This is a genomic window from Persicobacter diffluens, assembly GCF_036244895.1.
Taxonomy (GTDB): domain Bacteria; phylum Bacteroidota; class Bacteroidia; order Cytophagales; family Cyclobacteriaceae; genus Persicobacter; species Persicobacter diffluens.
In genome coordinates this window covers 245,262-270,765 of the sequence record NZ_BQKE01000003.1, presented here as the reverse complement: position 1 = coordinate 270,765, position 25,504 = coordinate 245,262, and the positions used below count along the sequence as shown (strand labels likewise).

The window sequence follows — 25,504 nt, the reverse complement described above, 5'->3', positions numbered from 1 at the left end:
TGGAGAAATTATCCAAAATCGCTTCCAATAATTCGATTTTGCAGTCGGATGGGGTGCTTTTAAACATGCTATTATCAATAAAAGGGCAATTCCGCGGAGGAGTTGCCCTTTATCTTTTTGTGGCTCTTCTTCGTAGGTTAATCTATGAGGTATCTATTATTATTGGCTTTTCTTTGTTGTTGTCTAATGGGAAAAGCACAGGACCTGAACCAATTTAAATGGCACCACCGGATTATTCTGCTTTTATCTGAAGATACGCTTCAGCCGGCTTATCAGCAGCAATGGCAATGGTTAAAAAAAGAGGCGGAAGGAATGAAGGCCAGACAAATTTTGGTCTTTCACCTTGATGGGCAGTATAAACAGCAAATATTTCCTGAAAAAATCGCTAAAACCGTAGACCAAGACCTTTACAAAAGTTTCCAAAAAAATCATGATTTCACTTTTGTCTTATTGGGAATTGACGGAGGAGATAAATTAGTAAAGCACAAAGTTATTTCGCCTGCCGAAATATTCGAATTCATTGATCAAATGCCGCTAAGAAGAATGGAGATGGGAAAGGATTAATTGTTATTTTCCACAACTAAATGTTAAATATCCTTTTTATCTCTTGCTGTATAGAATGGCTTTAATTTGAACTCCTATTATGTTTTTTAAGGGGAAAGGGTCTCTTGAAGGGGTTTTGATTAATATTCGAAAGGTTGGAAATTAAACAAAAAGGAATTTTTGGTTACGGTAAAGAGTTGGTGATTTTTTTGACAAAGACCTTGAATATCGGACAAAAGATGGAATTTTTCATTTGAATTATTATTCGGGACACACGTTTTTTTTTGATAGAATCCAGTGTTTTTTATTATTTGGTTTGATTTTCATCCTCTTTATTACATTATTTTTTATTTGGCATGACATGACATAATTCTCCTGTTGCGCAATATGTTATGACAAATACACATTTTTCCTGAATTTAATAAAAGGCTTGAGGGTAGACTGTCTTCACCACTTTGATTATTTATTATTTTCATACTATAGTTTAATAGTATGAGTGGATAATATTGTCAAAATATTTTAACACCAACCTAAATACAGATTTATGAGCGATTCTCACGGAGGCCTAACGGCCACTGTTACACCAGAAATTGCGCAATCCACTTTTTATGATGCGGTGATTGTAGGATCCGGCGTTAGTGGTTCTATTGTTGCTAAGGAATTAACCAAAGCAGGTTATCGGGTATTAATGTTGGAGGCCGGGCCGGGAAAAGACCTGACCATTCCCGGTTATCAAAAGTATGTGGACCAGTTTTATACGGCTGCCACCAAAGACAATAATGCACCTTTTAAGCGGAACCCCAATGCGGCCATGCCCCGGGGTACTGATGTAAAACCTCTCCGCCCGGGAGAACCGAATACTGCAGCTTATATGGTGCAACAAGGGCCATTCGTCAGTGATTCTTCCTATTCCAGAGTTTTAGGAGGAACAACCATGCACTTTGAGTCCAAAACTCCCCGCATGCTGCCAGAGGATTTTAAAATGCGTACGCTCTTCGGACATGGTCTGGATTGGCCTTTATCTTATCAGGAGCTTCAGCCTTACTATCGTAAAGCAGAAGCAGAAATGGGGGTTTCTGGGGAAGTGCAAACGCAGGATTTTAAGCACATCAATCCCGAAAGTGGGGAACCCACTGAGGCTTCTTTATATGCCGATGATTATGTTTTTCCAATGCATGGTATGCCGCCTTCTTATTTGGATCAGTGTGTAGATAAGGGTATTGAAGGGATGGAGGTTGAAATTGGAGCGGAGAAACATGCTTTAAGAGTACGGCCATTTCCTCAGGGAAGAAATGGTATTCCTAATCAGGCTTATGCTCCTTATAATAATGGAAAGCCATTTTTGCCCAAAGGTGCGGTAAGTGCGCATCAAAATGAAATGGGAGAGCGCTGTCAGGGAAACAATAACTGTACACCCATTTGCCCGGTGCAGGCAAAATATGACGCCCGGAAAACCCTGGCAGATGCCATGCGTACCGGTCGGGTTGATTTATTACCGCAGGCAGTGGCTTCCCGGGTGACCGTCAATCCAGATAATGGAAAAATTTCTGAGGTAGAGGTGAAATGTTATCAGGAAATGAATAATCCTTCTCATCAGTCCATTAAGGTGAGTGGGAAATTATTCATCATGGCGGCGAATGCAGTGGAAAATGCACGTTTAATGCTGGCCTCAGGTTTGAGTTCCAGCAGTGGCCTGATGGGGAAAAACCTGATGGATCATCCCTACCTGCTAACCTGGGGCTTGCTCCCGGAAATTGCCGGTACTTACCGCGGAACGGTGTGTACTTCCGGGATTTCCGATTTGCGTTCCGGTTATTTCAGAAAGCAGCAGGCGGCTTTTGCGATAGATATCCATAATGACGGATGGGGATGGGCCACCGGAGCACCTTATCAAAATTTAGTGCAGGCGGTTGACGGAATGAATAAATATGGAACAGCATTAAGGGAAGAAATGGTCAGTCAGTTGTCCCGACAATTATTAATGGCCGTAATGGTGGAATTACCTGCTATGGAGAGTAATCGTATTACGGTGGATCCGCAGTTTACAGATGCTCTGGGAAATATGCGACCAGTCCTTTCCTTTAATGTTCCGGATTACTCTTTGGAAGGGGTCAGCTATGCCCGTCAGCTTACCGAACGCATTTTCCAACGATCAGGAGCTGAAGATTATACGCAATATGATCCCCTGAATTACGGTTATATTTCCTATAAAGGTCAGGGCTATGAATTGAAGGGCGGAAATCACCTGGCGGGCACGCACATTATGGGAACCTCTAAAGCCAATTCCGTGGTGGATCGCCATCAGAAGTCCTGGGATCATGATAATTTATATCTGGTTGGGGCCGGTAGTATGGTTTCCATCGGTACTTCGAATACCACGCTGACCATGGCAGCTACCTGTTTCTTGGCTTCAGAAGCCATTTTGGCGCAATTAAAAACCATGCAAAACTAATTTCATCGAAACAATATTGAACTATGGCCTTAACACCCATTAATACGTTAGAGGATCTTTATGATTATCTCTATGCCGCAATCCAGTTGGAACATGCCACCATTCCTCCCTATCTCACTGCTATGTATTCCATTATGCCGGAGCATAATTTGGAAGCCTATAACCTGATCCGGGTAGTGGTGGTGGAGGAGATGTTACACCTTACGCTTTCTGCTAACATACTGAACGCTATTGGAGGTACTCCGGATTTGAGCCGGGCGGATTTTTGTCCGTTGTATCCTGCTTATTTACCCAGTGGGGAGACAGATTTTACCGTTAGCCTGGAGAAGTTTTCTAAAAATTGTATTGAGACTTTTTTAAATATTGAGCGCCCGGCAAAATCACCTGAAAAAGTAGGTAAGCAGCCTCACTTTTTGAAAAAACCCTTAAAAGAAATGGGAGGTAATTATATTTTACCGACTGTTCAACATGATGATGGTGAACATTATCATTTTTATAGCATTGGGGAATTTTACCATGCGATTGAAGAAGGTCTGGAGAAAATTGCCGCCGAAATCGGGGAAGATGCCCTGTTCTGTGGTGATGCCTCTAAGCAGATTACCTCGGATTTCTACTATTCTGGCGGTGGTGAAATCATCACGGTAACGGACTTAGCCTCCGCAAAAGCAGCGATTCGCCTAATCTCTGAGCAGGGCGAGGGTTATGAAGGCGGTATTTTTGATTACGAAGGGGAGCTGGCGCATTATTATCGTTTTGAGCAATTGATTTTAGGAAAATATTACCATCCGGGTGATGAGGCGGGAAAACCTAGCGGAGAGCCTTTGGATATTGATTGGAATGCGGTTTATCCGATTTTGACTAATGCGCGTTTGGAAGATTACCCCGAAAATTCGGAGGTCCGGAGGGCCGCTGCTGATTTCAACCAAGTATATAAAACGTTTCTTGATAAATTAACCAAGGCCTTTAATGGGGCACCGGAAACGCTCATTCCAGCGGTATCCGATATGTTTGTGATTAAGGATAAAATGTATCAGATCGTTCGTAATCCTGCTCCGGGAACGGCTGGTAATAATGCCGCTCCTACCTTTGAATTAAGCTTAGTGAGTGAACAGGTTAAAGCGACGGAGGGCTTGTCTTATGAATAATTCTGAAACATTATTCGTTGCCCTCTCGGAACAATTGACTGCCTTTTCCACCTTCGAACTTTATGGAACAGGGCAGGTGGCTGAATATTTAGCTACTGTGGAAAATGTGGTGGGCCCCACAATATTGTGCGACCTATTGGAAGCCTATTCTAAAATTCAGGATCTTGGCGGGGAGGCGTTTCATACCGCCCTGAGAGAAGAGATTTTATCTGATGAGTGCTATGGTCCGGTGGCACGGAGCCTGATCAAAATGTGGTTCTGCGGTACCTGGTACCAACTGCCTTCAGCATGGACAGATAAATTTGGTCAGTCATTAGCAAATTCAACTTTTGTGGTTTCGGCCAATGCCTATAAAGAAGGCTTAATGTGGCCGACCATCGGCAGTCATCCTATGGGCGCAAAAGCTCCTGGCTATGCCTCCTGGACGAAAGCGCCAGAAATTCCTGAAATCGAAACCTCCATAATCGAACAAACATCATGAGTGAAACAAAATACGATGAGCTGGGCTATTTGAATAATGGCACAGTGAAGACGCCTTCTTTTAAGAAGCATACGCTGGCTGATCACCAAAAAGATGGCTATTGGATAGAGGCCGTGGACATTAACGGCAATGGAAAATTGGATATTGTGACTTCCGGGCTGGCCGAGGGAGAGGTGGTATGGTTTGAAAATCCCGGATGGAAGAAGCGTACCATAGCGAAGTTTCCCTTGCCTGTGGCGATAGATACCGGAGATATTAATGGAAATGGCCGGAATGATCTAGTGATTTCCCACAATTATGGGAATTGCATGTTTTGGTGCCGTCCGGAGGATGGGAAGATTTCCTGGCTGGAAAACCCGGGGAGCTATGAGGATGAGCAGGAATGGAATCGTCATTTCATCAGCGACCTGATGGCGGCTCACCGCCTGCAGTTGGGCCACTTCACCCAGACCGATAAACTGGAACTATTGGCCCTTCCGGTAGTGGGATGCCGACCCTATGGAGAAGGGGTGCATGAGCCGGTAGCGGTCACTCTCTTTCAGGTGCCGGACCATCCGGAAGAAAAACCGGAGTGGGAAGGCAGTTTGATCAATAATACAGATTTCCGGGTGATTCACGGAGTGGTGAAAAACTGGTTTGGGGGCTATTCCGGACCAGATTTACAATCGGTATTGCTGGCCAGTGAAGAAGGCATCAGCTGGTTTTATTATGATCAAAAATCGGATGGCTGGAAGATTGTTCCCTTTGGAGAAGGGGATCAGACCGGGCAGGCTGCTGGTTTCCGTGGATGCGGAAATGTGGCTTATGGCCGGGTGGGAAATGACCCTTACGCTTATATCGCGACTATTGATCCTTTCCATGGCAATATCGTGGCGGTCTATACTCGGAAGCCGGGACATGATCTGACGGATCATCCCTGGAAAAGGACCATACTGGATACTTTTGGAGAATTTGATCCGGAAACCCAAGGGCCTGGCCACCATGTGGTAACGGGTGATTTTGATGGGGATGGAAATGATGAATTTCTGGTGGCACTTCGTGGTCCGTTACCCTATCAGGGGGTGTATTATTACAAATGTATTGATGTGGAGAAAGGCTTGTTTGAGAGATGGCGGGTGTCTACTGCTTCCGCAGCACGCATAGTGGTGGGTGATTTTAATGGGGATGGCCGTTTGGACTTTGCCACCACCGGCTATTACACTCCGGGTTATTATCTCTGTGACAATTCACAGGTAAATGTGTTTTACAATGATTTTTAGCTTATGAAAATACATTTTGGCAGAGCGGTAACGGGTAATTTATCCGTTGCCGAATCCAATGAATGGTTGGTGACCAATGGCATCGGAGGTTATGCTTCCGGTACCATTGCCGGCTCCTTGAGCAGAGGCTACCACGGATTATTGGTGGCCTCTTTGAATCCACCGGTGGATCGGCATCTGATGCTGGCAAAGCTGGAAGAATGGTGCACCTATGAGGATCAGGAATTTGAAATGACCACCAATCGCTGGGAGGGAGGGTCCATAGCTCCTCAGGGATTTAAGCATCTTCAGGGATTTTGCCTGCAGGGCAGTTTTCCAAGCTGGGAGTTTGCCTTTGGGGATGCCATGCTGGTGAAGAAAATTTGGATGGAATATGGCCAAAATGTTACTTATGTTTCCTACCGTTTGGTACACGCAGCAGCGCCGGTGGAGCTGAAGTTGAGTGCGATTGCCAATCAGCGTATTTTTCATAATACCGGGGAGCTACCGGCTCAAATCCAGGTAAATCCGCATGAGGGTGGATTATTGGTGCAGTATGGAGCGCATCAACCTTCCCTCTATCTTCAAATGCCCGGTGCTGAAGCCACTCCTGCTTTTGAGCAATATCATGGTTTTTATTTGCCGCGGGAAGCAGAAAGGGGTTTAAATGCTCTGGACAGTCATTGGCATGTGGGCAATTTCCGCATCAAATTGGTGGAAGGGCAAACGGTCACTTTTGCCTGTGGTACAGCTCCTCATTTTGATTTTGGGCAGGCCTTCCGAAGGCGTAAGGAGAGAGACCAATATTTAGTGGACTTGTGGGCTAATGAACACAAGGTCCATGAAGATCATATCGATCCTTATCGCGCACTTATTTTAGCTGCGGATCAGTTTGTGGTCCGTCGGCAGGGAGATGGCCGAAGTATCATTGCCGGATACCATTGGTTTGAGGATTGGGGGAGGGATACCATGATCTCATTGACCGGCCTGACCTTATTGACCGGCCGCAAGGAAGAAGCCGCTAAAATTTTGTCTACTTTCTCCGAATATATCAGTGAAGGCATGTTGCCCAATCGCTTTCCGGATGCTTCGAATCAACCGGAATATAATACCATAGATGCAACGCTCTGGTATTTTGTGGCGATTTGGAATTACTGGCAGGAAACCAAGGATTTAAGCCTGATTCAACAGTTATTTCCCAAACTAGAAGATATCCTCCAATGGCATATTAAAGGGACGCGGTATCAAATAAAAATGGACCCGGAGGATCACCTGCTTTATGGCGGGGAGCAGGGGGTACAACTCACCTGGATGGATGCCCGGGTTGGCGATTGGGTGGTCACGCCCCGAATAGGGAAACCCGTAGAAGTCAATGCGCTCTGGTACAATGTGATCTGCATTATGCGGGAATTTTCCAGCCAGCTAAAACAGCCCAATGAAAAGTATGAGCAGCTGGCCGCCGGGGTGGAGGAGGGCTTTGGGAAATTCTGGAATAAGGAAAAGGACTATTGTTTTGATGTGATTGACGGCCCGTCGGGAGTAGAAGATTTACTACGTCCCAATCAGTTACTGACCTTGGCCTTACCATTCTGTCCCTTTGGGGAGGAGGAACAGCGGAAGATTTTTGATGTCTGCTCTTTTCACTTATTCACCAGTCATGGATTAAGGTCATTGGCCCCTTTTGAAAAGGGCTTTCATGGTTTTTATGGAGGAGACAGTACTCAGCGGGATAGTGCCTACCATCAGGGTACCGTTTGGGCCTGGTGGATTGGACCTTATATCAAGGCACTGATGCGGGTTTATCAGGACTCCAAAATGGCCATGGATTATTTGAATCCCCTATTAGATCATTTATCAGCAGTGGGCTTGGGTTCGATCAGTGAAATATTTAATGGAGAGGCGCCTTTTGAAGCCAAGGGTTGTATTGCCCAGGCCTGGTCTGTCGGCCAATTAATTGAAGGCCTCATGTTGGTGCTGAGGGAAAGTGAGGAATTGATCATTTTAAAAGAATTTAGTCATGGATAATAACAAAGAAAGTCAACGGTTAAAGGCGGCTTATGAAGGGAAATCGTCTGATTCCTGGTTGTATTGGGGACCTTATCTTTCCGAACGTCAATGGGGAACAGTGCGGGAAGATTATAGTGCGGATGGAAATGCCTGGGATTATTTTTCTCATGATCAGGCGCGTTCCAGAGCCTATCGTTGGGGAGAGGATGGATTGGCGGGCATCTCGGATCCGGAGCAGCGGCTTTGTTTCTCTTTGGCCATGTGGAATGGTAATGACCCTATCCTAAAGGAGCGCCTGTTTGGGCTGACCAACAGTGAGGGCAACCATGGGGAGGATGTAAAAGAATATTACTATTATTTGGATAATACGCCTACGCATAGTTATATGAAATGGCAGTATAAATATCCTCAGCGGGCTTTTCCCTATGATGATTTGGTGGCAGAAAATGGCAGGCGAAAGGCAGATCCCCATTCGATGGAATACGAACTTATGGATACGGGCGTCTTTGAAGAGGATCGATATTTTGATGTACAGGCGGAATATGCTAAGGGAGCTGAACAGGATATTTTTATCAAAATTACGGTAAAGAATCAGGGGCCGGAGGCCGCGGGTTTGGTATTGTTGCCGACCCTGTGGTTTCGGAATACCTGGAGTTGGTATAAGAATGTAAAGGCGCCGGAGATGTTTGGTGAAAAAGCTTCCGGAGATCAGGCCTTTGCAAAAATCAGCACTTCTGAGCTTTCTGATGGCGGGCCATCTGCCATGACGCTTTATTGCCAGGGGGCGCAGGATTTGCTGTTTGTGGAAAATGAAACCAATAATGAGCGTTTGTGGGGCGTACCGAATGCGACCCGTTTTCCCAAGGATGGCATCAATGATTTTATTGTTCATAAACAGAAAACGGTGAATCCGGACCTGCAGGGCACCAAGGCGAGTGCGGCCTATTACCTGAAATTGGAAGCCGGAGGAAGTCAGGAGGTATGGTTGAGGTTGAGTGATCAGCAGCATTTAACCCACCCTTTTGATCAGGAGTTCTCCGCAACTTTTGAGGAACGGATTCAGGAGGCAGATGCCTTTTATGAGGCGATTTCCCCAATAGCCCATGAGGCCGAAGCCATGCAAATTCAACGACAGGCTTATGCAGGTATGCTGTGGAGCAAGCAGTATTATAATTATGTGGTAGCCGATTGGTTAAATGGAGATCCGGCAGGCCCTCCTCCTCCGGAGGGAAGAGGCCGAAATATGCAGTGGTCCCATATGTACGCCTCTAATGTATTGTCCATGCCGGATGCCTGGGAATATCCCTGGTTTGCGGCCTGGGACCTTTGCTTTCAGGCAGTGGTTTTCGCTCGATTGGATTTGGAATTTGCCAAAAATCAGTTGCGTCATTTGGCCAATGAATGGTATATGTCTCCGGGGGGGGCGATTCCGGCTTACGAGTGGTCATTCAGCGATGTGAATCCCCCTCTTCATGCCTGGGCCAGTTTGAAAATTTTTGAAATTGAAAAAGCGCAGACGGGGAAAGGTGATTTTGAGTTTCTGGCGGATATCTTCCGGCATTGTCTGATCAATTTCACCTGGTGGGTCAATCAGGTGGATGCCGATGATAATAATTTGTTCGAAGGTGGATTTTTGGGATTGGATAATATCTCCATCCTAAACCGGAGTAATCTGGCCGATTTTGAAAATCGCGTGGGGCACCGGGTGGTGATGAGCCAGTCTGATGGGACCAGTTGGGTGGGCATGTTTTGTCTGAAAATGATGGAAATGGCGCTTATTCTTAGTGAAACAAACAGTAAAGAATATTCGCATTTGGTCAGTAAATTCTTCCAGCATTTTGTTTTCATAGCCGATGCGATGAATGGCATTGAGCACCGGTCTAAGGGTAAAGTAAAGCTTTGGAACGAGGAGGATGGTTTCTACTATGATTTCCTGACCGTTTATGATAATCCCGTGGAATACTATTCGGTGAAGTTACGCTCTCTTGTTGGGGTCATTGCCCTGTTCCCGGTAGCGAGCCTGGACCTCTCCGCTTTAGGAGATGATTGCGCCAATGAGATTAAGGAGAAGATTGATTGGTTTTTGGGGCAACATCCGGAATTGATTGATCAGGTGAAAACCACCAAAGCGGATAATGAAAATGAATTGTTATTGTCCTTCGTTAATCCGGATCGTTTAAAGCGCATTTTGAGCCGATTGTTAAGTGAATCTGAATTCCTGAGTCCGCATGGTATCCGTGGAATTTCCAAAGATTATGAACAAAATCCTTTCTATATGGAGGTGGATGGCATTGGTTTAAGCGAGCAATATGCCCCGGCAGAGTCACTAGATCAATCTTTCGGAGGGAATTCTAATTGGCGGGGGCCCGTTTGGTTCCCCATAAATTTCCTGCTGATTGAAACGCTTCGACAATACCATACCTTCCTGGGCCATGATTTTCAGGTGGAATATCCAAGTGGCTCCAGAGAGCTACATTGTCTGGAAGAAATTGCGACGGATCTTTCTAAAAGACTCATCGGCATTTTCCAAAAAGATGAAAATGGAAATCGCCCCGTCTTCGGGGGTAATCAGGTGATGCAACAGCATCCTGATTGGAATCAATTGTTGTTCTTTTATGAATATTTCCATGGAGACAATGGTGCCGGATTAGGGGCTTCCCACCAAACAGGCTGGACAGGCTTAGTCGCAGAATTATTGAATCAAACTAAAGTAATGAGCCATGAGCAACAAAAAGTTTAACAAAGAAAAAGTTTGGGTAGGGATTACCCCGACTTCCTGGTGGAATGATGATTTTTTGGACATTGACATTGGGATTCCTTTTGAGCAGTGTGTCAGCGAGATGGCTTTGGCCGGCTATCAGGGCTGTAGTGTGGGACATAAGTATCCTACTGATGTGGAGGTGTTGAAAAAGGAATTAGGCCGGAGAGGATTACGTGTATCTGAACCCTGGACGAGTACTTTCTTTACCGTAAATGAAATGTATGATCAAACGGTGGAGGATTTCAAGCATTCCCTGAATTTTATTAAGGAAATGGGAGGAACGGATATCGTGGTGGCGGAATTGGGGCATTCGGTGCATCAGCGTTCAGTGGCTTTAAAAGCCAATAAGCCAATTTTCTCTCCGGATCAATGGGAGGATTTGTTTCGTGGCTTGCACCAATTAGGCGCCATTGCCAAGGCGGAAGGCATGCGTCTTTGTTACCATCACCATATGGGGACCGGGGTGCAGACAAGGGAAGAAATCGATCATCTGATGAAAAATACGGACCCGACATTGGTACATCTGCTGTTGGATACGGGCCATATTACTTTCTCCGGAGGTCCGAATGATTCCGCTTTGTCTTTAGCGCAAACTTATGCAGACCGCATTAAGCATGTGCATCTGAAGAATATCCGTAAGGAAAAGATGGACATCAGTGATGAAAAACATTTGTCCTTTAAGCAATCCATTTTAGAGGGGATTTTCACCGTTCCGGGAGACCCTGAGGGGATGATTGATTTTGCCCCTATTTTCCAGACGCTTGCCAATGCAGATTATGAAGGTTGGCTGATCGTGGAAGCAGAACAGGATCCGGCAAAAGCTTATCCGCTGGATTATGCCAAAATGGCTCGGGCGCATATAGCAGAAATCACCGGTTTGTAAGCATAGCTGAAGTGTTGGCCATTAGAGACTATTGATTATCACGCCTAGCACCGAATGGTTAAAGGTTAATTATAGAAATGTCATAGTTCCTGTATCATTATTAAGAGAAGCTCCGGAAATTCCGGGGCTTTTGCTTTGGGCAAAAAAAAACCTGGCGTTTTGCCAGGTTTTGATTTTTTATCTATCCACCAAATCTATAACCGATCTGCCATTCCAGATAATCCGCTACAGAAAAATGATAAGCCCGCACATATACGCCAGCGAAGATATTATCATAGAAGCGGTATTTTAAACCAATACGCTGGTACATGACCGGTTTCACTCCCGGGTAATCATCCTTACGTAAAATATAAGCTCCGGCATTCATTAATAGCGACAGGCGATCCAATACCAATTCATAACCCACATAGCCTCCTAAGCTGAATTTGTCCGCATTTGAAGCTTCGGGGGCTTTTTCTAATTCCCCCTCAGAATTGTATTCTACTTGTGCATTAATGGATTCATCATAAGTCAGATCCAAACCAACTCCAAACTTGGACTTTTGCGTCACGCGTTTCATCCAATTCGCGGTCAGATTAATCGCTAAATAATCGATATTGGCAAATTTATCATCCGGATCAACAGGCTCTCCATCTGAGGTGGTGCTGAAATCAATCTGCTTGGAGGAAAAGTTCAGTCCAACATTGACCTCTCCCACTTTTTCGACCGGATCAAGTTCCTTGCGAATTAATTCTTTTTTGATATTATCATTGAAATTGTATTGTACCATCAGATAAGGCGCCATCAAATTTATCCCGTAATTGGGAGTAGAGGATGCCCCATTGGAGAAATGGGTAAATCCGGCTCCGGTGCCCACCATCCAGCGGTCATTAATCTCGTAATCAAGTTTAAGCGCCGCCTCAATGTATACGGTGTTTTTTGAACCAATAGCAATTTGGAAAGGATTGTCCACAGGGTCATATGGGTTCCAGTTGTAGGTCAATCCAAAGCCAAGCCGATATCCAAACAACCACCTACTGTCCCGCTTTTTGCCAAAGGGGCCTTCGAAAAAACCATAAATGGCGGATGGCCTTCCCAGGTAGTCTTTCACATTCTGACCAGTAGTATTAAAAAAGGTAGCTGAATAAAGCCCGATCCCGTATTTGGGAAAATTGTAGGCATGCTCCCAGTCATGCTGACCAAAGGTTTGTTTTCCATATTCAATGGCTAAGGATTGGTAATAATCAATGGGCTCATCGAATTCATTGTTGCCAGCCAAGAAGTCGTTGGTCAATAATACGGTTCCTGCCTGATACTTTAAGCGTAGAAAGCTATTGCCTTTTTTGGTATTGATCTGCGTGGAGTCCGACTTTTGTGCCATGACAGAAATTGGCAAACACAAGAGTAGTAGGAGTAAATGTTTAAGTTTCATAGATTGTTATATTGTGATCAGGGAGTGTTCAAAAAGCCAAAATTCTATGTGAAAATCAGAAGTATTACAGAAGAGCTGTGGGATTTTTTAAGCGAAATACATCGCTTTAATAGTGATCACCTCCACAAACGCCTCCAATAATTCGAATTTTCTCTGGTTAAATTGGTTTCAAAACACGCTTCGAAAATAATACTTCGAAACGGTAATTCGAACGGTTGACCGTTTTATTTCTTTCTTATCATTTGGTCAAAGCGTGGGCCGGGCAGGAGGTTAAATGATCATTCACCATACCCACTGCCTGCATATAAGCATAAATAATTTTTGGACCAACAAATTTAAACCCACGTTTTTTTAAATCTTTACTCATTTTAACAGAAATCTCCGTTTCGGCAGGGACTTCCTCCAGGCTTTGAAAATGATTAATGATTGGGGAGTGGTTTACAAAAGACCAAATATATTCACTAAAGCTACCAAACTCTTCCTTTACCTTTTTATAGGCCAAAGCGTTGGTGAAAACAGCATTGATTTTTAATTTATTTCTGATAATACCGGCATCTTGGACTAAAGCCGAGCGGTAGTCCGGAGAGGTTTCCAAAAGTGCATCCGGATCAAAATTTAAAAATGCTTTTCGGTAATTGTCCCTTTTTTTTAGGATGATATGCCATGAAATTCCCGCCTGCGCGCCTTCCAGGCATAGCATTTCAAAAAGCTTTTGGTCATCAAATTCGGGCTTTCCCCATTCCTGATCATGGTATTGTCGGTAAAGATCATCGACTTCTGCCCAGGGACATCTGTTTTCCATAGTATTAATTTTTAAATATGCGATAGCCAATTTGCCATTCGACAAAATCTGCCACAGCAAAATCATAGGCTCTTACATATATTCCGGCAAATAAATCATTATATACGTGATATTTTAATCCAAGTCTTTGATACATTACAGGTTTAATATCTTCATAATGCTCTCTGAGAAAGTAAGCCCCAACATTCATGACCAATGATAGGCGATCAATGACTAATTCATAGCCTGCATAAGAACCGAAACTAATTTTATATTTCAAACCATTATCCTCTTTTATGGGTAAGCCATCTTCTCCTGCAATGATATTGGCATGATTGGAACCATCATAATTGAGGTCTAAACCTAAACCAATTTTTGATTTTGGACTTATCCTGCGCATGAAATTGGTGTTAATATTAGTTACCAAAAAGCCCAGGTCCGGAAATCTTTCCAGCTCAGAATTGGATGGGTTGGTAATTTGCTTCATGCCCATGGCATAGCCAATATTTATTTCATTTTCGCTTTCAAAAGGAGTTGGGTCTTTAAACTCAAATTGATTTCGTTGTTCGTTAATAAAATTGTATTGCACCGTTAAATAGGGTGCAAGCATATTGATGCCATAGTTAGGCGTGGTGGTAGCGCCATTGGAAAAGTGGGTGACTGAAAAGCCTGCCATCAGGTCCCAGCGTTTGGCTATTGGATATTCCAGATAAGTTCCTCCTTCTATATAGACTGTCTTTTTCGAGCCGATGGCAATTTGAAAGGGATTATCCTCCGGATCATAGGGGTTCCAGTTATATGTAAGGCCAAAGGCCATTCGATAATGCCAGCTTAATTTTCGCCATCTTTTGAAGGGCCCTTCAAAAAAACCATATATCGCCAATGGATTGCCCAGTTCTTTGGCTGAAATGTCATTGGGGTTCTCTTCCCCTTTTTGAAAGAAAAAGGCAGCGGAGTAAAATCCAAGGCCATATTTCGGGAAAAGATAATTTTGTTCCCATTCGTTATCTCCAATGGTTTGTCGACCAAATTCAAGAGAGTAGGAATGGTAATAATCAATGGGGAGCTCCAGTGAATTTTCTCCTTTCAAAAAGGAGTTTGTTTCCATTACGGTGCCCGCCTGTGATTTGAGGCGCAAAAACTGATATGGTCGGCTTTGAGATAGGGCTGACGGACTGATCATCAAACAAGTAGGAATAAATAAAAGTAACAGTTTATTCCATATATAATTTTTCATTGATCATTTAGGTTGTTTTGGTCACCCTGCTCAAAAATCGTGTCAAAATGTACTTAATGGAGCTATTTGAAGAATAAAATTATTTATAAAAATATTGATGGAAATCCATATAGGCTGATTAATAGGCGCTTGACTAAAAAAAAAGTGACCCGGAGGTCACTTCAATTATTCATTTTCTTCATTCATGTAGGGAAGCTGATCTTCCAACTGATTTTCTGTCTCCAAAAAAATTTCCTTTGACTCTTTTTCCTTTTGAGCAGAAATTTTGGAAGCTGCCTTTTTTTGCTGATAAGGGAATCTGACCAAAATGATGGTGCCCTCATCTTTGGGATAGGCGACGGCTGAAAAGTAATTGCCTTTATGATCAATCAGATTTTGAAGGAAATTTTTGACCTCTCCTTTAAAGTACTGATCGATTTCTCTTTGGAGGGATTTTGGCATTTTGCTCCAGTCTTGAATTATGCGTTTCATAGCGATCAAAATGGGTTAATTGCGTGATTAACTGCTGTTTTTAAAGCATAGTTCAACGAATAATTAAAAATATTTCAGGAAAATGATAAACTATTTCGGCTGTACGTTAATGTTCGGCAGTGTACGATCCTGTACATGTTTTATAGAACAGTTAGAAGAAAAAGTGGATTTGCAGTCCATGGAAAGCCTTTTGGGAAATTGGCACAATCCTTACAAATAATAGGATAAACTAAACCATTAAACACTATGAAATTCTTTTTCTCATTCTTAATGATTTTCAGCTTGATGACTGCCCCACTTTTTGCCGAGCATTTGGAGGACTACCAATTCCTGGGGCATAAAAATGACCTAGCTTTTTATATGAAAGCGGAAGGAAAGCAGTTAGAAATTCTGGTGAAGAACAATTGCGATCAGCAATATTACTTTGAATTCGATGCCCTGTTAAAAAAAGAGCAGAAAGTGGTGCATTCTTACCATGATATTATTGGTTTGGTAGATGCTGGAGATCAGCGTAAAATTTCCATCATTTGTGAACAGGAATATTATAAAGATTATACCAGATTATTACTTCAAAATTTGAATTTGAGTCCCATGCGGGAAGGTCGGATTTATTAAAGTCTGTATTAAGCCGAATTTTTCATGCCCAAGCCGGATTATTTTACGCTTAAATCTTCGTTTAGAGCATGTTCATAAGCCAAATTGCGAAACAGAAATTTGATGATTGTAGCAGCGGTAGCCGATTATTTTCAGAAAATAGCATTGCTATTATTGAGAGTTGTCCAAAATTGCTTCCCATAATTCGAATTTGTAAACGGATGGTGAGCATTTAAACGCGCTCTTAGCTGTAAGGTGGGTAAATGAAGCAATGGTTCCCCATTTCAAGTTTTTCTCAAAGTATCGGATGCATGAAGAGAAAGCACGCTCACCCCAATTGGGGCGAAGCGAAAATCAGTAAAATTACGCCAAGCCACCTGATAAAGAGATTTTTGGGCCTGTTGATGAATAATTCGACTTGAAAATCACCATTTACCTGTAAATGGAAAGGGTGCTTTACTATATGCCACTTATTTTATTACGGAATGCATTTTGAAGGGGGCTTAGCCTCCTTTTTTACATTTGCACATCATTCAGTTCCGGGAATTGTCCCGGGATTTCTTCGGCATCTTCATCAAGCATTTGGCGGAGATCGATTTCTATTGCTCTGGAAATGGTTGAAATCGGCACATCATTGGCCGAACCTTCAAAAGGGTTTTCTCCCACACGCCCGATGCGCTCCATCGTATGAAAAATCCAGGCTACTAATGCACAGAAAGGAATGGATAGCCAAACGAAATACGTACCTGCAAAAGGAAAATTTACCGCCAATTTTTTACCAATTTCTGAAAATTCGGGAACAGTGGCAAAGGGGAAAAGTAAAATAAAAATCCAAACAAATATATGCCCTAAAGTGGCGTATTGCCTTGGATAGGGGAAATTCTTAATGCGTTCGGATTTGCCCTGGAGGTTAAAAAATTCTCCTAAAACATTTTCCAGCTGTAAAAAAGCAAACTTCCAAAGCGCCCCTTCCTCTTTTAATTTCCGGATGTGACGCGATTGTAAATATAGAATGGCAGTGGCTTTATTACCCTTTGATAAAACATAGGTCAGTTCTTCTTCAGATAAATACATCACTAAATCATCAGAAAGGCTGGTAATTCTTTCCGGTATGTGGGAAAGTGCAGACCACTCCCGATTAGTAATATGCTTATCAAAAACCTCCCATTTTTTCTTTTGGCGCATACTGTGACGTAAAGCGGTAAGCCAGGCAATGTGACGATACACTAATATGCAGCGTATTTTTTTGATACTTTGGTCATCATACCGGCCATTACTATTTTCAGGTGTGACCATATCCGCTGTTTTCATGCCCCAAATCCGGGAGTTATTCACAATGCCTCCCCAAATCTTTCGGGCTTCCCAAATTCTTCCGTAGGCAGCATTATTTTGAAAACCAATAATGAAGGCTACTGCTGTACCGACTACGGCCAGAGGAGCCCAGGGCAAGTGAAAAAAGAAATGATCTGCCAGAACATAAAAGGTGCAGATGGCAGTGGCATAGCTGGTGAATGCCAGGCTTTCCCAGCGGGTCCATCTGGCCATTTCTTTATAGGAGTATCGGACTTTGGTGAGCATGTATAATTCCTGATGATATTAAAAAATATATAAAAAATATCGAACATATGGAAGGTTATTTCCTTTGGGATGAGGATCAAGTTGTTTTTATACTGGTAGGTAATCATGAAATAATTGTCCATAAAGAAGAAAGTTCCTCATCAGTAAGGCGGTCAAGCTAAAAATGATCAACGGGGCCTGTTGCTTAAATAGTACAAAGACGAGATGGTAATTTAAATAAAGCGAGTACACCTTTTTATTGAATAATATCTATTGGAAAATATCCTTAAGAGTTTTAATGCTATATGAAATTAATATTATTTCAGAACCCTGAACATAGAAGGGGATCCTAAGGGATCGTAAGGATAGTCATTTCGTCCGATTAAGGTTTAATAGGTAAACCAATTGTACCATTATGAAAAAATTAATTCAAGTTTGCTTATTATCCATTTGCATGATCTGGGCCAGTGTGGAATTGACTCAGGCTCAGGATAAGCCCTATAAAGAAGGCTCCGTATGGTTTGTTGATTTTATCAGCATTAATACGGGCATGGGTGACCCTTACGTGATGAACCTGAAAGATAATTGGAAAAAAATGATGGATGCTGCGGTAGAGGAAGGTTATGCCAAATCTTATAAAATTTTGTGGGGACAAAAAAGCCACCCCAAAGATTGGAACATGATATTAATGGTGGAAGTGGAGAATTATGCCATGTTGGATGGTCTTGATGATAAGATGCGAGCGCTGGGCAAAACGCTTATCGGCAATGAAGATCAGTTCATGAAAGGAAACAAGGAAAGAGGGGAAATGCGGATTCTATATGGTTCCAGGACTATGCAAGAAATTATGATTGAGTAGTTTTTATAGTACTGACTCATACAGCTAGACATTTTTGCCTAAAAACGTAAAAAGCGAATCAACAATTAGGGCAAACGCATCAGGAGATGATGGATATAAGGTAGTTATGATCCATTGAAGCCTTGTATCTCCTCTTTTTCTTACTGAGTTTATCATCCATTCTAGAAATTCTCTGCAGTGCGATTTTTCGGAGGATATTTAAGTTTTCAGCGGAATGATCCTTTCTGGCTCTACAAGCATCCTCATTAAATGTCACATCCAAATGCCAGTGCAGTTGATTCTCTATGCTCCAATGTCCTCTTGCCAATAAATTGTAGTATTTTGGATCTGAAATTTCTTCAGAACTCATGTAGAATCTAACCTGCTTACTTTCCTTCCCTTTAACATTTCGATTACTCTCAATCTTAACAATAGTTTTTAGCCCTTCCCAACCAGTTAATTGCTCCTCTTCCGGCAAAGATGCCATTGAAATTATAGTGCATTTACGTTCTTCTTTTCTTCCATGCCCTTCTTCAATCATTAAGTCAAATTTGCTAGGATTGTGGAAGCGGAATGCATCTTCAACAATCTGATAACTGTTCCTCTGGTTTTTTTTAAGCGAAAGAAAGTATTGAGCATCACAATCTTGTGTTATTTTTTGAGCAATCTCCCTTTGACACCCTATCGCATCAATACTCACCGTAGCGCCGGCCAATTCTATGCTATCAAGTAATTCAGGAATGGCTGTAATTTCGTTGCTTTTATTTTTAACCTTTTGTTGGCCTATGCAAATATTATTTTCACCAACCCAAGCACTTAATATGTATAAACCTTTATTCCCTTTTTGATTTGGAGAAACTCCCCTTAATTTTTTCCCATCTAAAATCACCTGCTTTTCATTTACAACGTCCAGTAATTGTTGCCCATCTTCTTTGAGACTATTCAGCAATGAGTCTGGTCGTAATCTTTGTAGAACTCGATTAAAGGTATCATGAGAGGGGATACCATTCGATAAATCAAGGCACTCGGCTAGCCATTCATAATTTTGCTCTCCGAAAATTACCATATCTTCAAAATCTTCGCCATTACAAATCATTGTTGCTAAGGCGATAAAAAGGATATTTTCTAATGGATGAAGACATCTCCACTCTTGGCGAGGGTCTTCTACTCCTGAAAAAATAGTCGTGGGTGTATTCATAGGGCAAAAATAAACCAATTTCTCAATAGTTTTTAACTTGATGCGTTTGCCCTAATCAACAATAGTAACTTTGGGTTCCAACGCCAACAAAGATCTATGTTCAATTCGCTTCACAGCAAACTTACGCAAGAATTTCCAAAATGGGGTAAAGCTTGCTGGAAAAATGTACTCGCCCTAAGTTTAGGCATCATCCGAAAAGGAACCGTTTGTCTTAATAAAGTGAAAGATTCCATCGGTAGCATTTTAGATAATCAGCGTACTTCCGCCTCTGGCCATTACAAACGCTTAACCCGCATATTTACGGAATATTCTGACACCAATTTATGGAGTGATCTATTGCAATTATCCGCCATGCATATGCACAAAGGTGGGGATTTTTTGATGGTCGATGGCACCAGCTGGACGCAAGGGGATCGTACTTTTCATTTCATGACCTTGGCCATTTTGTATAATGGAGTAGCGGTGCCGATCTATTTCATGAATCTGGAAAAGAAGGGCATCAGTAATCAGGAAGAAAGAATTCAGTTGCTTGAAGAGGCGTCAAAGTTATTCAATCTTGAAGGTAAAATTCTCTTGGCTGATCGTGAATATGCAGGACAGAAATTCATCAAATACCTTGAAGATAACGGCTTTAAATATGTGCTTCGGGTAAAAGAATGCAACTTTAAGACTCAGTGGAATGAAAAATCTATGACGAAAGCGCAAATGATTTCAAAAGTCACCAATAGTAAGGTGAAAGGTAAAACGATGTCCGCTAAAATGAAGTTTGAAGCTGGAGACAATTGCCGGATGGTCATCAAGAAAAGTGAAGATGCGGAAAAGGAACCTGTGATTTTCCTTTTGACAAACCTGTCTAAAAACGCATATAAAGTGGCTGAGGACTATCGGAAGCGATGGCAAATTGAGACATGTTTCAGACATTTGAAGACCAATGGTTTTGACCTTGAAAAAATGAATGTTCAGGGAGCAGATAGATGCCGGTTAATGATGGCTATTGTCGTTTTTGCATATTCGGTATCCATAGCTCATGGGTTAAAAAAGTACAAAAATGTTCGTCTGAAAACTTATGCCAATGGTAAAAGGTACAGATCCATTTCCGTTTTTCGAAAAGGAGTCGAATGCATCGCAGAAGCTGGTTACAGAATAGAAAATTGGGGCGAGTATATCCTGAATCACTTCTTGAGTCATGATCGGAAAATTTGCCCCAAATCAATAAATGTCTAGTTGTATGGTACTGACTATTTTCTTTCGGCTCTTAGGAGTAGAATAAGCTCAAAATATGGTGGTTTTGGGCTTATTTTTTTACCGTTTTAAAGAAAAGAGGGCTTTAGAACCAGCTGAGTTATAGTTTAGCCTACTGTTCTCCGAACCAAATCCGGGCTATTGAGTGGTTTGGATGGATTTTGCTTCCCTGCTGCATTTTCCCTTTCATTAGGGATACCTCAAAACCATGACAATGAAATGTAATTAACAATTTTGGTTATTTAGAGGGTGTTTAAAAGCCAAAATTCGCATCGAAAATTTAATTATTGTAGAAGCGATACCCGATTATTTTGAGAGAATAGCATCTCCATTGTGGAGGAATTATGCAAAATCGCTTCCCATAATTCGAATTTGTTGCCGGATGGAGTGCTTCTAACATGCGCTGAATAAAATACAATACAATAAGCCAAAGTAAGCATGCCTAAATTTCGTTTAGCTGCAAGGCGGTGAAAATGAAGGGATTTTCCCATTTTCGTTTTTTCTAAGGAAGCAGATGAATGTGGTAATAGCAAGCATAGCCAGATTGGGACTATTTTTTTTAAAAAATCACCAAACGTCCACAGAAAGCTGATAAGGGCTTAAGGAATAGATTTGTTGAATTTGGTGGTGCATCATTCGGGATCAGTGGCTGAGCTAGTCTTTAAGAAAAAGCCCTGATACAGCCATGGTAGGATGCGCTTTTTCAGCCTCCGAGAACAGGCGATCGGTCTGGTATTCATTCTCCTTGATCTTTTCTTTATATAGGATTTTGAAAGAATTATCTATATTTTGAGGGTCTCACCTATTTATGAATGAAAATTGATGTCATGGCCTCTTTGTGTAAAAACTGTCAGCAAGAAATTAATGGGAACTTCTGCTCGAATTGTGGTCAATCTTCACGTGTGGGGCGGATGAGCTTTACGAATGTTATGCGACAGATTCCTGTAAGTGTATTTTCTTTAGACCGGGGAATGCTTTTTACGATAAAGGAAATGTTTCTGGAACCGGGCTTAATGGTCCGGAATTATTTGGAGGGACAAAGGGTGCGATATGTAAAGCCACTCTCTTTTTTGGTGGTCATGATTACCTTGAATTTATTGTTCCAAACAGGAGCACCTAATACCTTAAATTTTGGGAATGCAGAGCAGGTAGAAAATCTAATGACTGTTAAGCTCTTACGTTACCTTTTTATAGAAAAATTTGCCTATGGGGTGTTGGTGCTGCTATTTATCGGGTCAATATCCACTGCTTTGGCTTTTTGGAAAAGAAAGTACAGCTATTTTGAACATGTGGTGCTCAATGCATACTTATTCGGATTTTTAACGTTTGCGGTTTTATTATTTAAGCCGCTTTCTATATGGAGTGAAGGTGTTCCTTTTTGGGAAGAGGTGGTCGGTAAGGTAAAGTTTCTTTTTATGGCTGGCTTCCCTTTAAAGGTATATTATGAATTTTTTGAAAAATATTCTATTTGGAAAACCATGAGAAGGGTGACGCTGGCAGGTTTTATTTTTAGTATTTTATTGATCCTGTTTTTGGTTTTGCTTTCCGGTCTGGAATGGGATCAGATTCAGCAAATGGCCAATTCGTAAATGGAGGTGCCTGTTTTAATCTTTGTCATTTGAATTATTGAATTTTTTATTCAATCATATCGATGTTTTTTTCTTAAAATAACCAGGAAATATTGTCGCAATCATATGATTTTAAATATGAAAATTGGTTATTCGATTACTAAAAAAAGCCTCCCGAAGGAGACTTTTTTAATTACTATCCTATTATGGATTATAATTGTATTGTCGATTTTTCGGGCCACCCCACCAGGCATTGTCTGGTAGTTTACTGTCCCATAAATCAAATAGGTGCTGTAATTCCTTTTTGATTTCGGGAGAGGCTTCACTTAAATCGTTAAATTCTTTTGGATCTTCCGCCAGGTTGAAAAGCATACTGTCGCTTCCTTTGGGGCAGGAGTGATCGTTCCAGCTAAGTTTCCAGTCACCTTTTCGGATAGCATAATCATTATCTCTACGCCAATACATGATCTCATGCGGACGGCCAGATTGATGACCATTTAGGTAGGGAATTAAATTGACCCCATCCAGGGCAAAACCTTTTGTGCCTCCATTCAATGCTAATTCCTCATTAAGACTTCCCACAATATCCAGCGTTGAAACCGGAAAATCGTATTTCGTCCCCTTCACCACTTTTTGGGGCCATTTCATAATAAAGGGAACACGAATTCCTCCTTCATAGGTATCTCCTTTATAGCCTCTCAGCCCCAAAGTACTAGACATCACATGTCCGCCTCTTTCCTGTCGGCTATCTTTTTTGCTTGGCTTTAATCCCTGCCCTCTGGGTGAGCCATTATCGGAAACAAAGAAGATAATGGTATTTTCCTCCAGACCTGCCGCCTTTACAGCTTGATTAATTTTTCCTACACCATCATCCAGGGCTAAAACCATGGCCGCAAAAAATTGACGGTCTTCTCGAGCGTTTAAATGTTTGGTGCGCTCCAGGTATTCCTCCGGTACCTGCCAGGGATGGTGTACCGCATTGTATGCTACGTATAAGAAAAAGGGCTCTTCCTTATTTTCTTGGATGAAATTTACCGCTTCATCGGTGAATAATTCGGTAAGATATCCATTGTGAGGGTCTTCCACTTCCCAATTACGGAAAATAGGCCACTTACTCTTGTTTTTGGTGAAATGCTTAGAGGCATAATAATAATCATGCGCCCCATTTAGGAAACCATAAAAGAAATCATAAGACCGGGAATTGGGTCTTAGAGGTTTATCAACCCCCATATGCCATTTTCCAATCATTCCACACTGATAACCCTGTGGTTTCAATAATTCTGAAAGCATGGGTTGAGCAGTAGGGACACCCGCCAGTTTAAATCTGGGATTTTCAGGGTATCCTTCGGCAGAAGGATTTTCCCCACAACCAAAGCGTTGTTGGTAAACGCCCGTGATCATACCTGCCCTTGAAGGTCCACAAACCGATGCTGTAACATATCCCTGAGAAAAGTGTACGCCTTCCCCTGCCAGTGCATCAATTTCCGGAGTGAGAATGTCGTCCACACCATGGTAACCAACATCTCCATACCCCATATCATCGGCGTAAATAATGATGATATTAGGCTTGTCCTGGCTTATTCCTTGCCGGCCAAAGCAGCAGCATACAAACAATAAAAAGTATAATCTCTTGATCATGATTTAAATAATTTTGGCTCGTATTTAAAGATGATCATGAAGCTTCAGATTTTCTCTTTATTAAAGGAAATAAAGCCTCCAGCCTCTCCTGAAATGGTTTGGGAATATTGTTTTTTTTGCGGTTGAATAGCAGAAATAATCACCCCTATTGTGCTGTAGGCCGAAGAAATGAGGTTTCCCAACAGTTTATAGACGGACAAAGAAAATGGTTTTGCTATGGTTTATCCCCAAAAACAACCGTATTCGTCCTCATTGATGATCTCAAATACATCTGTTAAGTTCTCTAATTCAGGATTGGGTTGATAAGGATCCCAGCTTTCATCTGCCCGACACCAGTATAATTTCCAAATGCTTCGGGATTTGATAAACTTAGCCTTGGCGATGGGGCTTTTGACGATGATACCCGGCTTTACATAGGAGGGACGAATTTCCAGTAGGATTAGGGTGTTTTTTTCAAAAGTGTAGCCAATATCCACTTCATCTCGCATATCTTCTGCTGGACGCATGGCCTCCACGAAAGAGGCAATTGACTTCTCAAAAATACTGACTACTCTAGAATTCTCCGACATATACCATTAGACTGCTTCAGCCGTGAAGTTATTAATTTATTTTTGAAAATATGCCAATTTCACTTCTTGAATTTTGCCTCCTTTCGGGCATGGGCTTTTCCTTTTTATTCGGCAACGAACTATCTAAGGGCGTGGTTAAAAGCCAAAAATCGTATCGAAAATCTGATTATTGCAGTAGCGCTCCCTGATTATTTTGAGTGAATAACATGGCTATTGTTGAGAAATTATCCGAGATCGTTTCCAATAATTCGAATTTGAAGTCGGAAGGTGTACTTTTAAACACGCTCTCCGGGAGGATTTTTCGATCAATGCTGATTTGGAGCGCCTTAGCTGGTTAGAACCCCTCCTCATATTGGAATGGGTGGTGAATATTGAGGTCCAGACAAACCCTCTTGTTTTATTTATTTTTTTTAGGCTTTTTTTGATGATAAGTTTGTTCTTATTGACTATTTTTAAAAAATATTAATCTTTATTATACGAACTATGGAATGGTATTTAAAAGTATTAAAACAATACTTTGATTTTAGTGGTCGCGCTCGCCGTAAGGAGTTTTGGATGTTTGCCTTGATTAATTCAGCTGTTCTCATTTTACTAGGGGCCTTCAGTGCGGCAAGTGAAGTTTTGGGTGGTGCCCTTTATGCCTTGTACGCATTGGGTGTATTTATCCCTAATTTGGCGGTAACCGTAAGACGCTTACATGATGTAAACAAGAGCGGTTGGTGGTATTTTGTGATTATTGTGCCTTTGGTTGGCGTTTTTTGGTTGATTTACCTTTTGGCAAGTGAAGGTGACACAGGCCCGAACCAATACGGAGCAGACCCAAAAAATCCGGAGGATTTGGTAAAAGAATTTATCGAAGCATCATAAGTTTTAAAGACCGACAATTGTTC

General features: G+C 42.0%; 21 protein-coding genes. 13 read left to right on the top strand and 8 right to left on the bottom strand.

Features of this window, described 5'->3' with window-relative positions:
* The first annotated feature begins 144 nt into the window (after window positions 1-144).
* The 8 genes from AAA970_RS20585 (at window position 145) to iolE (ending at window position 11,510) form a co-directional block, all read left to right on the top strand.
* Window positions 145-564, top strand: coding sequence for a DUF4174 domain-containing protein (locus tag AAA970_RS20585; RefSeq protein ID WP_084792967.1), 420 nt, complete (start codon window positions 145-147; stop codon window positions 562-564).
* A 523-nt stretch (window positions 565-1,087) separates the two neighbouring features.
* A complete protein-coding gene (locus tag AAA970_RS20580) occupies window positions 1,088-2,995 on the top strand; it encodes a GMC oxidoreductase (protein WP_338238770.1) in 1,908 nt (635 codons plus the stop codon).
* Window positions 2,996-3,018: 23 nt separating this feature from the next.
* Window positions 3,019-4,140, top strand: a complete 1,122-nt coding sequence (locus AAA970_RS20575) for a ferritin-like domain-containing protein (RefSeq protein ID WP_338238769.1) — start codon at window positions 3,019-3,021, stop codon at window positions 4,138-4,140.
* Window positions 4,133-4,621, top strand: a complete 489-nt coding sequence (locus AAA970_RS20570; RefSeq protein WP_338238768.1) for a hypothetical protein — start codon at window positions 4,133-4,135, stop codon at window positions 4,619-4,621. Before AAA970_RS20575 ends, AAA970_RS20570 begins: the two co-directional genes overlap by 8 nt.
* Window positions 4,618-5,880 (top strand): FG-GAP-like repeat-containing protein, encoded by a 1,263-nt coding sequence (locus AAA970_RS20565; RefSeq protein ID WP_060689455.1) that lies wholly within the window; start codon window positions 4,618-4,620, stop codon window positions 5,878-5,880. Before AAA970_RS20570 ends, AAA970_RS20565 begins: the two co-directional genes overlap by 4 nt.
* A gap of 3 nt (window positions 5,881-5,883) precedes the next feature.
* Window positions 5,884-7,884 (top strand): amylo-alpha-1,6-glucosidase, encoded by a 2,001-nt coding sequence (locus tag AAA970_RS20560; protein ID WP_338238767.1) that lies wholly within the window; start codon window positions 5,884-5,886, stop codon window positions 7,882-7,884.
* On the top strand, window positions 7,877-10,606 hold the full coding sequence (locus AAA970_RS20555) for an MGH1-like glycoside hydrolase domain-containing protein (RefSeq protein ID WP_338238766.1): 2,730 nt from the start codon (window positions 7,877-7,879) through the stop codon (window positions 10,604-10,606). The genes AAA970_RS20560 and AAA970_RS20555 overlap by 8 nt, the downstream gene beginning before the upstream one ends.
* A complete protein-coding gene (gene iolE / locus AAA970_RS20550; RefSeq protein WP_338238765.1) occupies window positions 10,587-11,510 on the top strand; it encodes a myo-inosose-2 dehydratase in 924 nt (307 codons plus the stop codon). The genes AAA970_RS20555 and iolE overlap by 20 nt, the downstream gene beginning before the upstream one ends.
* Window positions 11,511-11,691: 181 nt before the next feature.
* Here the strand turns inward: iolE and AAA970_RS20545 are convergent, their stop codons facing one another.
* From AAA970_RS20545 to AAA970_RS20530, 4 genes are all read right to left on the bottom strand, one after another.
* Entirely contained in the window at window positions 11,692-12,921 is a 1,230-nt protein-coding gene (locus tag AAA970_RS20545; protein WP_338238764.1) for an acyloxyacyl hydrolase, read from the bottom strand.
* A 238-nt stretch (window positions 12,922-13,159) separates the two neighbouring features.
* Window positions 13,160-13,723, bottom strand: a complete 564-nt coding sequence (locus AAA970_RS20540) for a DNA-3-methyladenine glycosylase I (RefSeq protein ID WP_338238763.1) — start codon at window positions 13,721-13,723, stop codon at window positions 13,160-13,162.
* Between the two features lie 4 nt (window positions 13,724-13,727).
* Window positions 13,728-14,939, bottom strand: a complete 1,212-nt coding sequence (locus AAA970_RS20535) for an acyloxyacyl hydrolase (protein WP_338238762.1) — start codon at window positions 14,937-14,939, stop codon at window positions 13,728-13,730.
* 165 nt (window positions 14,940-15,104) lie between these two features.
* Window positions 15,105-15,410, bottom strand: a complete 306-nt coding sequence (locus AAA970_RS20530; RefSeq protein ID WP_338238761.1) for a type 2 periplasmic-binding domain-containing protein — start codon at window positions 15,408-15,410, stop codon at window positions 15,105-15,107.
* A 246-nt stretch (window positions 15,411-15,656) separates the two neighbouring features.
* Between AAA970_RS20530 and AAA970_RS20525 the strand changes: the two genes are divergently transcribed.
* Window positions 15,657-16,025, top strand: a complete 369-nt coding sequence (locus tag AAA970_RS20525) for a hypothetical protein (RefSeq protein WP_338238760.1) — start codon at window positions 15,657-15,659, stop codon at window positions 16,023-16,025.
* A gap of 495 nt (window positions 16,026-16,520) precedes the next feature.
* Here the strand turns inward: AAA970_RS20525 and AAA970_RS20520 are convergent, their stop codons facing one another.
* The gene (locus AAA970_RS20520; RefSeq protein WP_338238759.1) at window positions 16,521-17,582 is read right to left on the bottom strand and encodes a bestrophin family protein; all 1,062 of its coding nucleotides are present in this window, start codon (window positions 17,580-17,582) and stop codon (window positions 16,521-16,523) included.
* Between the two features lie 394 nt (window positions 17,583-17,976).
* On the opposite strand from AAA970_RS20520, the gene AAA970_RS20515 reads away from it, so the two are divergent.
* Window positions 17,977-18,420 carry a hypothetical protein gene (locus tag AAA970_RS20515; RefSeq protein WP_338238758.1) on the top strand — a complete coding sequence of 148 codons (444 nt, stop codon included), beginning with the start codon at window positions 17,977-17,979 and terminating at the stop codon, window positions 18,418-18,420.
* Between the two features lie 79 nt (window positions 18,421-18,499).
* On the opposite strand, the gene AAA970_RS20510 is transcribed toward AAA970_RS20515, so the two are convergent.
* Entirely contained in the window at window positions 18,500-19,597 is a 1,098-nt protein-coding gene (locus AAA970_RS20510) for an ISAs1 family transposase (RefSeq protein ID WP_053404476.1), read from the bottom strand.
* Window positions 19,598-19,693: 96 nt separating this feature from the next.
* Between AAA970_RS20510 and AAA970_RS20505 the strand changes: the two genes are divergently transcribed.
* Together AAA970_RS20505 and AAA970_RS20500 are read left to right on the top strand one after the other, a co-directional pair.
* Entirely contained in the window at window positions 19,694-20,821 is a 1,128-nt protein-coding gene (locus tag AAA970_RS20505) for a transposase (protein ID WP_338236619.1), read from the top strand.
* Between the two features lie 830 nt (window positions 20,822-21,651).
* Window positions 21,652-22,428: a DUF3667 domain-containing protein gene (locus tag AAA970_RS20500; protein ID WP_338238757.1), complete on the top strand. Its 777-nt coding sequence runs from the start codon at window positions 21,652-21,654 to the stop codon at window positions 22,426-22,428.
* A 183-nt stretch (window positions 22,429-22,611) separates the two neighbouring features.
* On the opposite strand, the gene AAA970_RS20495 is transcribed toward AAA970_RS20500, so the two are convergent.
* Both AAA970_RS20495 and AAA970_RS20490 read right to left on the bottom strand, forming a co-directional pair.
* Window positions 22,612-24,045: a sulfatase family protein gene (locus tag AAA970_RS20495; protein ID WP_338238756.1), complete on the bottom strand. Its 1,434-nt coding sequence runs from the start codon at window positions 24,043-24,045 to the stop codon at window positions 22,612-22,614.
* Between the two features lie 221 nt (window positions 24,046-24,266).
* Window positions 24,267-24,614 carry a DUF3024 domain-containing protein gene (locus tag AAA970_RS20490; RefSeq protein WP_060689443.1) on the bottom strand — a complete coding sequence of 116 codons (348 nt, stop codon included), beginning with the start codon at window positions 24,612-24,614 and terminating at the stop codon, window positions 24,267-24,269.
* A 483-nt stretch (window positions 24,615-25,097) separates the two neighbouring features.
* On the opposite strand from AAA970_RS20490, the gene AAA970_RS20485 reads away from it, so the two are divergent.
* Window positions 25,098-25,481 (top strand): DUF805 domain-containing protein, encoded by a 384-nt coding sequence (locus AAA970_RS20485; protein ID WP_338238755.1) that lies wholly within the window; start codon window positions 25,098-25,100, stop codon window positions 25,479-25,481.
* The last annotated feature ends 23 nt before the right edge of the window (window positions 25,482-25,504 follow it).